Here is a 13,100-nt window from a genome sequence, read left to right as displayed (position 1 = left end):
ATAATTTTCGTCAACACGAGTCCGTTTAGTCATATGACTAACGTGGGCTTTTTCTTATGGATTAAAATAATTGAATTGAGGGATTGTTAGTGAAGGTACAAGATTATGAGCGATTGCTTCGTATTAAAACAACGGGTATGCGTAGTGGTTTGAAGAAATCGGCTCACCATCACCGTTATGAAGCGACGCCATATTCAGCATTGGATGAACTTTTCTTCGAGTATGATTTAAAGAAGTCAGATGTCGTTGTCGATTTTGGATGCGGAAAAGGGCGGGTTCCCTTTTATATTCATAGCCGCTTCCAGACTCTGGTGAAGGGTGTTGAGATGAGTGAAGAACTTCATCAAAAAGCACTTAAGAATAAAGCGAATTACCGTCAACGGGTAAAACGCGCAAAGGGATCTATCCGCTTTAAAAATAAATTGGCCGAGAATTATAAAGTAAAGCCTGAAGATAATCGTTTTTATTTCTTTAATCCGTTTTCAATCGAGAACTTCAGAAAAGTTGTGAATAATATTTTGCTTTCTGTTGAAGAAGAAAAGCGCACAGTCGATATTATTCTTTATTACCCAACGATAGAATACATTCGGTTTCTTGAAAGAAGCACCCCTTTTAAAGTCGTGAAAGAAATTCGCGTGCCTAAGAAATACGAAAAAGACAATCATAAACGATTTTTGATTTATCGATATAAAGCTGAATAAACATAGGAAAACCGGGCAAATGGGCTCGTTTTTTTATTTATCGATTCCTGCAAGAAAATATTATCAATTAACAATCGAATATATTTTCTTCTTGATGGCATCGATGCTTGTAAACAAAATATAAGTTTCAGTTGTCGTTTTAATGACTATTCTATCGACAGTACCATAAGGAAACCCTATTCGAATAGCATCCTTTTCTTTACCAATATATGTATCGTCTTCTGTCACCTCTATAATTTCAGAAATAGGAATTACTATTTTAGCTAGTTGCCATTTAATAATGATATTATCGTTAAGTTTTTCAACATTAAGTTCAAACAAATTATGATACCTCCACTATATTTAATTAAGCGTTATATTAATCAATACGGAAATATACACCAATAGTTTCATAGATATCAATAAAAAAGACAGCATAGCTGCCTTTGTCAAAAACAATTAAATTTTCATTTCACAAACAATGCATCGCAGCTTTCGCTTCATACCACGGGACAGTATACCCTTTTCCCTTGGCGCAGAAGATCGATGAGGATGTGTACGCTGGGTCAGCATTTTTGTCGTATCCAATTTCTTCGATTACTTGTTCAGGGTTATGGCAACAATCATAACCGCCAAATTGCAATGACAATACCCCTTTTCCATTCGTAATGGATGCGAAAATGGGACTGTAATTCATGAAGGTGGCGACGGGCACCCGACCTTTTATGATTGTTTTGTCTCCCACTGTTTCTGGTGAATGGAATGTGCCGTGCGCTTTTTGGATATCGGTAAGAACACGACCCATTACATCGATATCTACTTTTATTTTTAAGTCATAATAAGGTTCGAGTAAAATGTTTTCGGCTTGTTCTAAACCTTGTCTCAAGGCGCGAAACGTCGCTTCCCTAAAATCCCCGCCGGATGTATGTTCATTATGGCCTCTTCCTGTTAGCAATGTGATTTTAACGTCAGTTAAGGTCGATCCTGTTAATAAACCATGATGATTTCGTTCAAATAAATGACTTTGAATCAGGTTTTGATTACCAATAGACAGATCATTGGCATGGCAAATGTTGTCGAAAGCGATGCCGCTATTTCGCTTAGCCGGTTCAATTTTAAGATGCACTTCAGCGTAATGCCTTAATGGCTCAAAGTGACCATAGCCAATGACGGTTGATTCGATTGTCTCTTTGTAAAGAATATCTGGATCGCTAAATGAAACCTTATAAGCAAAGCGTTCTTTCACAATTTGTTCGAGGACTTCGAGCTGGATAATGCCCATCACATGAACGTGGATCTCTTTAAAGTGTTCATCCCAAACTACGCGTAACGAAGGGTCTTCCGCATCTAATAGTTTGAAACAATGCAGCATTTCTTTCGGATGGATAGATGAATCATAGTCAACTTTGGATGTCAGTGTTGGCACTAATTCGAAACTCGCCTTCTCCTTTATTCCCCCTACCCCATCACCGACATTGGCATTTTTCAAACCTGCCACAGCGAATAGTTGACCGGCTTTCACTTGATTGACCGATTCGAAATTACGACCATTATAAAGTCTGATTTGCGTTATTTTCTCCGTATGCTTTCCAATTTCCACATCGTCTCGCACGGAAAGTAAGCCACTGATTGATTTTAGATAGGTGATTCGGTTTCCATTTTCGTCATGCCTAATTTTGTACACGCGTGCAGCGAAATCGTCGTCGTCCGAATACGATGTTTCTGTTAATCGATCCAACAAATCAAGAAACTCTGCCACACCACGATCATGCAATGCCGACCCTGCTGAACAGGCAAAGATTTGGTGATGTTGAATCATTTCTTTTGCCTTTTCAAGCCATAGATCTTTGTCATATCCTTTTTCCATATAATGTTCAAATAAGTCTTCATCGCGTTCTGCAATAAATTCAATTAAATCTTCTTCCATTACACCCTTAGCAAAACTATCCGTGAAGTCATAAACATCCTCCGTTAAGTTTTCTCGAATCTCTTTAATGACATCGGCAACAATCGTTCCTTCTCGATCGATTTTATTCAGAAAGAAAAAGGTTGGCACTTTGAGCTTTCTTAGCAATTGCCACACCGTTTCGGTATGCCCTTCGACGCCGTCTACAGCGCTAATAATAATGACTGCGTAATCCATCACTTGTATCGCGCGTTCCATCTCCGGCGAGAAGTCTACGTGTCCCGGTGTATCGATGATTGTGTATGTAGAATTGTTGTATGTAAATTGAGCTTGATCTGCAAATACGGTTATGCCACGGTCTCGCTCGATATTATGGCTGTCGAGAAATGCATCTTTGTGATCAACGCGGCCTCTTTGTTGAATGCTATTTGTATGATAAAGTAGTTGCTCGGAAAAAGTTGTTTTTCCGGCATCTACATGCGCTAGTACTCCGATTATTTTGTACATCCATACCCACTCCCGCTACTTTTTCTTTAGTATATCATCGCTTTGATAAGGATAATTACGAATACACAAAAACCGAGCGAATGGGCTCGGTTTTCTTGTACACTTATTTCATTGTTGTCAGCACTTTACGAATCACTTCTTTTTAAGCTCCGCTTTGAATAAATAACTCAATTCCCTACTTTTAATATCGTCTAAATCACCGTCACTTCCTTTTAACATGTTCCCGGAACCGGTGTACCAATACGCCAAATAGACGGGTTCATCAGTTTCGACCGGGATTTTTCCTTCAAACGTTTTAGCACTCGATGAACCCCCTCGAAGCGTTTTCATTTCCTGCGTCGTCACGCCACTTGGGTGTCCGAAAAGAACCTTTCCTTTTTCACTGTCTGTAATGACAGCGAAACTCACCGCGCGATCTTTAGTGTCTAAATTGACTGGATTAGGTGGGAGATTGTTTTGAATAAACTCGCCGTTTTCGTATTGCTCAATTGCAAAATAGAGTTCATAGCCTTTCGGAATTTGACCGATGATTTCAAAATGGTCGGCCCATTCACCACCTGAATTCTTTATGAGTATCGATTCTTCTTCTGTCAAAATACGTTCCGAAATCATCAAGTCGTTTGAACAAGCAGATAGCGCTAAAGTTAGAAGCAGTGCAAAAAAGAGTAGTCGTTTCATTTAATCCCTCATTTCATTCAAAATAGGAGAAGCTTTTGTTCATTCCAACATTACATCTAAAAACACATAACCATCACGTTCATGTTGATCAGAAAATACGATGGGCACGCGTTCGCTGAATATCGGCCCGTCTACGACGACGGTATGAAATTCACCGGCTTCACCGCAAGAATCTATGCCGAGCGCCTCTAATTCATCAATTAGTTCGGTCGTGAATTTCCTTCCGACAAATTCGCTTGGCATCATTGTTGTATTCACTACGACAATGTATGCTTCAAATCCTGCTTCTACGAAATCTTGTACCACCTTTGTTCGTGACTCCATCCATAACGGATGAATTGCTTCGATACTGACTTTCGCGCAGGTTTCCTGAATCCATTTTAAATGGTCTTCTAAATCGATGTCGCCGAATACGCCGTGATTAATTCCCGCATCTTTGCATTCTTTCATCGCATCTAAAAACTGTTCTTCGTAGCCATTCCAATCCGCACCGCGAATCATTAGCGGAACGCCTAAACTCTTTGCTTGCGCTTTGACTATTTCAATTGGAAGTGCGTGGGATTTCGATCGTTCCTGGTCCTCTTCAAACATCGTCCATACTCTTTTCGGAACAGCCCCAGATTCTAGTGCCCGGTAATAAGCCATTGCGGAATCCTTGCCTCCGCTCCATGATGCTACAAAAGGTAGTCCTGTCATTCTAATCATCCTTTTTTAGATAAGTATATCATTGGAATTAAAAAACGCAGGCACCTTTTCGTGTCTGCGTTCCTTGATTATGACGGCATTGGCGTGTCTGTTGGTTCCGCGTAGCCTTCTTTGTAGGTTTCATCAATAATCGTGCGAATTTCTTTGAGCGACTTGCCTTCTTGGGTCATCATGACTGAATCTACCGCGGTATCCAGGCATACTTGACAACGCGTGCTGTGATCGTCCCACACGACTGAACCATCTTCACGGATTTCATCAATGAAACAGTTCATATTGCTTCCGTGATTCGCGCTTTCACCGCAGCCGCAGTAGCACGGCATCCACTCGATGATATCGGTGGCGGTAGCGGCGACTTGATAAACGAGTCTCATACCTTCGGGTTTATCATCAAGAAACGACGGCAAAATATCAGTTGAAGCGGTCACTTCTTGTAGATCACCATTGGGAAGCTGATGCTGCTCGCCGACTGCCAAATCGTGCTTTTCATGTGTTGTATTTGTATTTTTTCCACAAGCTGATAGAACGAGAACTATCGCTAGGAAAATCAATAGTAATGTTTTCTTCAAGTGTCATCACTCCAAATTGCATAGTTATCCTTCTAGCATAGCCAAAATTGTCCGTTTTAGGAGTTACAATTTCGTGAACAATTAGCAGAAGCTGAAAAGCCTCTTGACTAATAAATTAGCAAAAGGCGTAACAATGCATGTTAGTTAGTGCTGACAGCTTTGATCGTTAAGTCTAGCAATCTTAATATTTCTTCTTTCTAAGCAGTAAATTCATCATCAACTCTTGCTCCTCGAGTAGCGTTAGTTCCGTAAGTGTTCTTACCCCAATGTTCCTCTTACTGCTTCGTAAACAAAGCTATCAATAGAATTAGTCTTCCAACAAAAATCCATCCCATAATTAAAGAAATAATCAATAAAACCGATTAATTTTCTTCGAAATGATTGATTTGTCTCAGGTCGAAATCTTCATATTTTGTCCATTGTATTCTTATTCTTTATGTGATATCTTTCACAATAACGAATAGTTCCTAGGAGAGGTTTAAATGAACTACTATAATCCAAAGGAAATTGCAGATATCGCCATTCAAAAGGGGACTGAGAAGGCAAACATTTCAAATACTGCAGTTGCCTTATTAGGTTTTTTGGGAGGAGCATTTATTGCTCTAGGTTATCTTGCTTGTATCCGTGTAACGGGTACAATGCCGAATGAATGGGGAGGACTAGTGACACTTATTGGGGCTGCTGTTTTCCCTGTAGGGTTAGTCCTAATTTTACTTGGCGGAGGAGAGTTGCTGACAGGCAATATGATGGCAGTTAGCATCGCTTATTTCGCTAAAAAGGTAAAGCTTTCACAGTTAGTGCGTAACTTGCTTCTTATCACTTTCTTTAATTTTCTAGGTGCATTGTTTATTGCTTATTTCTTTGGGCATTTTGTTGGTTTAACAGAAGGTGCCTTTTTAGAAAAAACGGTTCTTACAGCAGAGTCAAAAATTAATGATACTTTTTGGGTCGCGTTTGTCTCTGGAATTGGCTGTAACTGGCTTGTTGGCATGGCCGTTTGGCTATGTTATGGGGCAAAAGACTTTTTCGGGAAAATCTTAGCCATTTGGTTCCCTGTTATGACATTTGTATTAATAGGATTTCAGCACGTTGTTGCCAATATGTTCGTGATTCCAGCGGCTATTTTTGCAGGGGAATTATCATGGAATACATTCTTGCCAAATATCATTCCTGTCTTTTTTGGAAATTTGGTTGGTGGAGCTATTATAGTCGGTTTATTCTATTTTGTGGTTTATAAACAAGATGAAGTGAAACTAAGATCAGTCGATCAAAGAGATGAAGTGAAACTTAGTTCAGTTGATCGAAAAGAGAGGAAGGTTGGTTAAAGTTTAAAATATGTTGATTGGATGGAAGCTGTTGCAAAAAAATGATCATATGCCAATTTGATATAATGATGAGTCGACAGGAATTTGGCTTTTTATTAACCCCCTCCTGCTTAATTAATAAGTATAGGGCATTGTGCGGTTTCTCCTTTCATCTTCCAGAATATATTTATAAAAGACAACCTCAATATATTAAGCGGTTGTCTTTTAATTATCTTGGAATTTATTAATAATCCAATTACAATATTTGTTCTTCGATGAGTATATCGATTAGGTCAGACCAGTCTTCAATCCGTGGTATGTCCAAATGTTTATTGTAGGACTGCGTTTTTGCATACAACTTTAATGGGTGGTTTCTTAATGTCTCCAAAACGGCAGGCTTGTCATCAAAGTAATAATCAAGTTCTAGATCATTGATAATATGAACCTTGTCTTCATCATTCATTCCGTAAAAAAACCTGTCTTTGCGAACCGGAAACTTGTTGGCAATCATCCATTCCATCGTACGCTGACCATGTTCTTTCGGCCTTGCCGTAATATAATAAATTTCATGCCCTTCGCTTTCTAGCCTTTGCAATATTTCCACGGCATCCGGATAGGGCGGGCATGATGTGTAATAGATTTCATCTAATGAACTGTTCCACATCTCGCTTCCCTGCTCGGCTGTCATGCCGAAAAGCTCGTGAATCTCAACTTTATCCAGCGCATGAAAGAGATCTACTTGCACATCACGATTCAGTTTTTTATTGTATAGATTAAAAGCATGTTCTCTCAGGTTAATCAATGTATCATCGATGTCAAAACCAAATTTCATAGTAAACTCCCTTAGTTTGTTTTATATTTCGGATAGCCAGTGAACTTGATATCTTTACCGATTTGGGTAACTTGAAGATTTTCCAAGTCCACGGCATCACGCATTAGTTCGACGCCTACACCTTCAAGAAATGTAGGCGCCTGTGAGCCTCCGACCAGTTTCGGAGCGAAATAAATCTCCACTTTGTCGACGAGCTGGTTTTCAAGAAATGCAGCGTGAATAGTTCCGCCCCCTTCAATCAGGACCGAGGAAACGAGCTTTTCACCAAGAATACGGACGACGTCATTCGGGTCTACATGCTTGATCCCTGATGTTGGATAAATTGAAATTCCTCGTTCCTCCAATATCCTCTTGGCTTTTTGGTCATATTTATTGGCCGTGAAGATCCAAGTGGGTGCCTGTTCGTCGGTAACAACCTTCGAATCCAGTGGAATTCGTAATGTAGAATCTAAAATGACGCGAATCGGATTCCTTCCATTCGGTATCCTTGTCGTCAATTCAGGATCATCTTCGATTACCGTATTTACGCCGACTAAAATTGCCATATGTTCATTGCGCAGCATATGTACATCGCTTCTCGCCTCTTCAGAAGTAATCCACTTGCTATCGGCCGTATGGGTAGCAATCTTCCCATCTAATGTGCTTCCGGCTTTCATCGTCATGAACGGCTTTTGTTCAACGATGAATTTGTTAAATACTTCGTTCATCTTTCGAGATTCCTCTTCCATTACACCGATGACGACTTCGATTCCCGCATCTTCCAAAATCTTAACTCCGTTGCCTGCGACGACTGGATTCGGATCCAGTGTAGCAATCACTGCTGTCTTGATACCAGCTTCCACAATAGCTACTGCGCACGGGCCTGTCCGTCCGAAATGCGAGCACGGTTCAAGGGTTACATAAATCGTGCCGCCTCTCGCCTTATCACCGGCCATTCGAATCGCATGTATTTCAGCATGGGGTTCTCCAGCCTTCAAATGCGTACCGATACCAACGATTCGATTTTCATTGACAATAACTGAACCTACAAGCGGATTCGGATCAGTCTGTCCTTTCATCGCACGTGCATTCTCAATGGCTAATTTCATATAAAATAAATGATTAGTCATTTGGGCATGTTCCTTCTTCTTCCAAATGGCCAGAACGCATAATCTTTGTCTGCAAATACTTTTCGTTATACTCTGACTTATCGCCCCATAGCGGTTCGCGTCCTGATATTGGAAGACCAGCGTCTTGCAGTGCTTCTAGCTTTTTCGGATTATTCGTCATCAGCTTGACGGGTTTTGTTCGTAAAGCTTTAAGGACTTGAATTGCATCCTCATAATTTCTGGAATCATCGACAAACCCGAGACTTTCATTTGCTTCCACCGTATCGTAACCATTCTCTTGAAGCACATACGCCATCGCCTTGCTAAATAAACCAATTCCGCGCCCTTCATGGTTCGCCAAATAAAACAACGCACCTGTCCCATGATCTGCAATGTTTTTCATCGACTGCTTTAATTGGTAACCGCAATCGCATCTTTTACTGCCGAATATGTCTCCCGTATGACAAATAGAATGCATCCGGATCAGTGCATCCTCTGCGTTTTCAAAATCTCCGTAGACAAGCACGCTTGACTGTTGGTACTCCGCCAAATTCTCGGATGATAGCTTATCAATGATTTCTTGGTAATTTTCCGTTACCTGGCATTGGCTTAGCCAACAATACCACTGGAAAACAACCGTTTCTCCGTACAGATTAACGGGTAGTTTGATTGGACCTACCAAGTAGATGGCGCCTTCACCGGTCTTTATCATTTTGATTTTCCCTTTTAAGACCTCAAGGATTTCAGGTTCCAGCTTCGCATGCAACATAATAATCATTCCTTTTATTTTAATTTAAGTTATTGTGCAAATTTAGCCGTTCGATACTATGCTTCAATAAATCATATATAAAATCCAATTCACAGGGATAGGATTAAAGCATTTACTTGAAAAAATAATGTCTATCTTATGTGTATGAAAAACGAATGCTATAGCAACGTCACTTTGCCCGGGGTACATAATTTATTCGAGCGACCCGTACTATTACAATCCATTGTTTCTCTAAAAACCGAATTATAGACCTACTCATTCGTTCTTTATTTATTGAAAACTGTTCTCAATTAGTTGTTTTTATTATAGCACTGCGATAAATATAAATAATAGCAAAAGGCAACTGTTACTTAGAAACAGTTGCCTCTTGCTATTGTTTTATATGAGAAATGATTCTACTAAACTTACGAATTGCCAGTCATTTTCGATGGGTCAACGTATTCGTCGAATTGTTCTTCTGTTAATAAACCTGTAGCAAGCGCAGCTTCTTTTAATGTTGTGCCGTTTGCGTGCGCAGTTTTCGCGATTTTTGCTGCATTTTCATATCCGATATAAGGATTGAGCGCAGTTACGAGCATCAAGGAGTTGTTCACGTGATGCTCGATGACTTCGCGGTTCGGTTCGATTCCTACCGCACAGTTGTCGTTGAAACTAATTATTGCATCCGCCAGTAGTGTCACGGATTGCAAGAAGTTGTAAATGATAACCGGTTTGAAAACGTTTAATTCAAAATTACCTTGGCTCGCTGCAAATCCGATTGTTGCGTCGTTCCCCATTACTTGGGCGACTACCATTGTGATCGCTTCGCTTTGTGTCGGGTTCACTTTTCCTGGCATAATGGAGCTTCCTGGCTCGTTTTCCGGGATTGTAATTTCACCAATACCCGAGCGTGGACCGCTTGCTAACCAACGTACGTCGTTTGCGATTTTCATGATGTCTGCTGCAAGCGCTTTAACCGCACCGTGAACATAGACGATTTCATCATAGCTAGTCAGTGAGTGGAATTTATTTTTCGCAGACGTGAATTCAATGCCGACTGCACTGCTGATTTCTTCAGCAACACGGTCGCCAAATCCTTCAGGTGCGTTCAATCCAGTACCAACTGCTGTTCCGCCGATTGCGAGTTCTTTCATTGATTCGACGCTATCTGTAATCATTTTTTCAGTTTTTTCGAGCATGCGGTGCCATCCGCTAATTTCTTGACCAAGCGTTAATGGTGTTGCGTCTTGTAAATGCGTACGGCCGATTTTAATAATGTCAGAGAATTCCTCGGACTTTTTCGCGAAAGTTTCTTTTAGTTTTGCAAGCGCTGGAAGTAGTTGCTCTTGTACCGCGATTACCCCTGCGACATGAAGCGCTGTCGGGAATGTGTCATTCGAGCTTTGAGATTTATTCACGTCATCATTTGGGTGAAGGCGTTCTTCTTCATCCCATGATTTAAGTAATTGGTTGCCGCGATATGCGATGACTTCGTTGACGTTCATGTTCGACTGCGTGCCGGATCCTGTTTGCCATACGACTAGCGGGAAGTTGTCGTCAAGTTTTCCTGCGATGATTTCGTCTGCTGCTGTTGAAATCGCATTCATTTTAGCATCGGAAATGGCACCGTTTGCATGGCTTGCAATCGCTGCTGCTTTTTTCAAATGTGCAAATGCGCGAATGACGCCAATCGGCATTTTTTCGCCGCCAATTTTAAAGTTTTGTTTACTGCGCTGTGTCTGCGCACCCCATAGTTTGTCCGCTGGAACTTGAATTTCACCAAATGTGTCATGTTCAATACGATAATCCATCTTTCATCCGCCTTCCGTTATGTATCATTACATTCCTTTCTATTATAACATGACTTTTTAGTATGTTAACTTCATTCAGAGAATGCTTATTAATAATTGGGGGATTGAAAAAAATGCGGTAAATATAGTCCATTAAAAAATGACTATCAAATATACACACACTTTGATAGTCATTTATAATTTTTCTTTCAAAACCTTGATAAACGCGGCTACGATTTTTGGGTTGAATTACTTTCCTTGTTTATCATAATTCAGTTCTCAATGCATTGATGACATCGATTTTCGTCGCTTTTCGTGCTGGACGCCAGCCGGAAATCATTGCAACGCTAATACTGATGGTAGAAGCGATAACGACGAGTTGCCATGGAATGATGGAAAACTTGACTTGGATGCCCCCAAGATCTTCTTCGCCTAATGCTGCAGTAACAATAATCGGGAGGACGAAGTTTGCGATTATGCTGACACCGTATGAAATCACGATGGCAAGGAATGTACCTAAAATTCCAATCCACGCACTTTCCATGAGGAAAAGTCTCTGAATTAACTGCGGCTTTGCCCCAATCGCTTTCATAACACCGATTTCACGAGTTCGTTCCGTCACCGCCATTGTCATTGTGTTGAAGATCCCGATAGATGAAATTAATATTGCAATCGTACCCACGAAGATTAGTCCTGCTTTTAACGCAAAAAAGAATACGTCGAGCTGATCCAACTCTTCTGTAACGGAATAAACACTATGTCCTTGGTCTTTTAGCGTTTTTGTAATAGCTTTTACGTTTTCCAAGTTATTGGCGTAGACCATCACGTTATTATAAAATAAATGCATGGCATCTGGATGATCATCTAGTTCCACTTCCGTGTTAGCCTTGTAGATTTTTTCGATTGTCGGAATGAGAGATGCATTTGTATAGATGCTTTGATCTGTGAACCAGTCTCTAGCAGGCGGTGCCGCGACACCAACAATTGTTAGTTTGAGTTCGTCCTTTTCGAACATATCACCATTGAAATCGCCTAATCGGACTGTAAATTGCTCACCGACTAAATTTCCTTCGTAGCCTTTGAAACCCTCTTCCCCTTCTTCGACTTCGCCATTCGCCTCTTCCTCTGTAAGGAGGAATTGACCAAAGTGGCTTCCCACAACAACTTCGTTCGGGTTTTCCGGCAATCTTCCTTCAGCTAGTTTAAATCCTACTTTTCCCTCTTCAATAAAATCGGTCGCTATGATGCCATTATTCCCTTTCATGTTTTTAAAACTTGTTTCTGTTTGCGCATTGAATTCTTGTCGATTAACTACTGCACTGACGTGATCAATTTTCTTAAATTCATCGGCTATTTCCTGTGACATTTCACTCGCATAAACTTGAATTTCGGTTACTTTTCGATCTGATAAAATCTCTTTGGTGATTGTGTCGTGGATGCCAAAGCCGACTGAAGCGAGTACAATCAGAAATGCTGTACCCATCGTTGCAGCAAGAACGGTCATAAACACGCGTAATTTATTTTTCGAAATATGTTGTCGAACGAAATCGATTTGATCTTTAAATTGCATGTTGAACGACCCCTTCCTTTAATTCGCCATCGTGCATTGTATAAACCCGATTTGCGGTTTGGGCGACTTCATCGTCGTGGGTGATGATGACGAATGTGATGCCGCGGTTTTTATTCAGCGATTGGATGAGTAACAGAATTTCTTGCTCTGTTTCAGAGTCGAGGCTTCCGGTTGGTTCGTCCGCTAAGATGATTGGCGGATCCGTGATGAGAGCGCGCGCGATACTTACCCGTTGTTGCTGTCCGCCCGATAATTCGTTTGGGTAGTGGTCTTGAACTTCTGTTAGACCGACGTATTTCATTAACGTGTTCACTTTTTCTTGGCGCTCCGCCTTTTCAATTCCTTTGAGCTTTAGCGGTAACTCGACATTTTCAAACGCGTTCAGTCCAGGCATGAGTTGAAAGTTTTGAAAGATAAACCCATAATTGTTCAATCTGAATTCTGCATTGTCCGTTTCATTGAAAATAGAAGTTTCAATTCCGTTCACTTTAATTTCTCCGCTTTCCGGCGCCATGAATCCAGCGAGTATATGTAAAAGCGTCGATTTACCGGAACCGCTTTTCCCGACGATTGAAACAATCTCTCCGTCGTTGACATCAAAATTTACATCTCTTAACACCGGGATATGCTTCTCTTTCCCTTTTTTGCCGATTTTGAATGAATGATTTAATCCTTTGACCGTAATCATATTTTCCCCTCCATCTGATAGTGGTTTTATTATAG

13 protein-coding genes are annotated in these 13,100 nt (G+C 40.7%); 2 read left to right on the top strand and 11 right to left on the bottom strand.

What is annotated here, in order from left to right:
* The first annotated feature begins 89 nt into the window (after positions 1 to 89).
* On the top strand, positions 90 to 701 hold the full coding sequence (locus G8782_RS09245) for a methyltransferase (RefSeq protein ID WP_172370645.1): 612 nt from the start codon (positions 90 to 92) through the stop codon (positions 699 to 701).
* A 63-nt stretch (positions 702 to 764) separates the two neighbouring features.
* Here G8782_RS09245 and G8782_RS09240 read toward each other — a convergent pair whose 3' ends face one another.
* From G8782_RS09240 to G8782_RS09220, 5 genes are all read right to left on the bottom strand, one after another.
* On the bottom strand, positions 765 to 1,022 hold the full coding sequence (locus G8782_RS09240) for a SunI/YnzG family protein (RefSeq protein WP_172370644.1): 258 nt from the start codon (positions 1,020 to 1,022) through the stop codon (positions 765 to 767).
* Positions 1,023 to 1,152: 130 nt separating this feature from the next.
* On the bottom strand, positions 1,153 to 3,093 hold the full coding sequence (locus G8782_RS09235; RefSeq protein WP_172370643.1) for a GTP-binding protein: 1,941 nt from the start codon (positions 3,091 to 3,093) through the stop codon (positions 1,153 to 1,155).
* Positions 3,094 to 3,225: 132 nt separating this feature from the next.
* The gene (locus G8782_RS09230; protein WP_172370642.1) at positions 3,226 to 3,771 is read right to left on the bottom strand and encodes a hypothetical protein; all 546 of its coding nucleotides are present in this window, start codon (positions 3,769 to 3,771) and stop codon (positions 3,226 to 3,228) included.
* Positions 3,772 to 3,810: 39 nt separating this feature from the next.
* On the bottom strand, positions 3,811 to 4,467 hold the full coding sequence (locus G8782_RS09225; RefSeq protein WP_172370641.1) for a Dph6-related ATP pyrophosphatase: 657 nt from the start codon (positions 4,465 to 4,467) through the stop codon (positions 3,811 to 3,813).
* 77 nt (positions 4,468 to 4,544) lie between these two features.
* On the bottom strand, positions 4,545 to 5,045 hold the full coding sequence (locus G8782_RS09220) for a PCYCGC motif-containing (lipo)protein (RefSeq protein ID WP_172370640.1): 501 nt from the start codon (positions 5,043 to 5,045) through the stop codon (positions 4,545 to 4,547).
* 482 nt (positions 5,046 to 5,527) lie between these two features.
* Here G8782_RS09220 and G8782_RS09215 point away from each other — a divergent pair, with 482 nt between their 5' ends.
* Positions 5,528 to 6,370: a formate/nitrite transporter family protein gene (locus G8782_RS09215; RefSeq protein WP_172370639.1), complete on the top strand. Its 843-nt coding sequence runs from the start codon at positions 5,528 to 5,530 to the stop codon at positions 6,368 to 6,370.
* 235 nt (positions 6,371 to 6,605) lie between these two features.
* On the opposite strand, the gene G8782_RS09210 is transcribed toward G8782_RS09215, so the two are convergent.
* The 6 genes from G8782_RS09210 to G8782_RS09185 form a co-directional block, all read right to left on the bottom strand.
* Positions 6,606 to 7,181 carry a 5' nucleotidase, NT5C type gene (locus tag G8782_RS09210; protein ID WP_172370638.1) on the bottom strand — a complete coding sequence of 192 codons (576 nt, stop codon included), beginning with the start codon at positions 7,179 to 7,181 and terminating at the stop codon, positions 6,606 to 6,608.
* Positions 7,182 to 7,192: 11 nt separating this feature from the next.
* On the bottom strand, positions 7,193 to 8,290 hold the full coding sequence (ribD, locus tag G8782_RS09205; protein WP_172370637.1) for a bifunctional diaminohydroxyphosphoribosylaminopyrimidine deaminase/5-amino-6-(5-phosphoribosylamino)uracil reductase RibD: 1,098 nt from the start codon (positions 8,288 to 8,290) through the stop codon (positions 7,193 to 7,195).
* Positions 8,283 to 9,038 carry a GTP cyclohydrolase II gene (locus G8782_RS09200; RefSeq protein ID WP_172370636.1) on the bottom strand — a complete coding sequence of 252 codons (756 nt, stop codon included), beginning with the start codon at positions 9,036 to 9,038 and terminating at the stop codon, positions 8,283 to 8,285. The genes ribD and G8782_RS09200 overlap by 8 nt, the downstream gene beginning before the upstream one ends.
* 404 nt (positions 9,039 to 9,442) lie before the next feature.
* On the bottom strand, positions 9,443 to 10,828 hold the full coding sequence (gene fumC, locus G8782_RS09195; protein WP_172370635.1) for a class II fumarate hydratase: 1,386 nt from the start codon (positions 10,826 to 10,828) through the stop codon (positions 9,443 to 9,445).
* 244 nt (positions 10,829 to 11,072) lie between these two features.
* Positions 11,073 to 12,377: an ABC transporter permease gene (locus G8782_RS09190; RefSeq protein ID WP_172370634.1), complete on the bottom strand. Its 1,305-nt coding sequence runs from the start codon at positions 12,375 to 12,377 to the stop codon at positions 11,073 to 11,075.
* Positions 12,367 to 13,065, bottom strand: a complete 699-nt coding sequence (locus tag G8782_RS09185) for an ABC transporter ATP-binding protein (protein ID WP_172370633.1) — start codon at positions 13,063 to 13,065, stop codon at positions 12,367 to 12,369. Before G8782_RS09185 ends, G8782_RS09190 begins: the two co-directional genes overlap by 11 nt.
* Between the last annotated feature and the right edge of the window lie 35 nt (positions 13,066 to 13,100).

The organism is Sporosarcina jiandibaonis (genome assembly GCF_013184495.1).
GTDB lineage: Bacteria > Bacillota > Bacilli > Bacillales_A > Planococcaceae > Sporosarcina > Sporosarcina jiandibaonis.
This window is presented reverse-complemented; position numbering and strand designations above follow the sequence as displayed.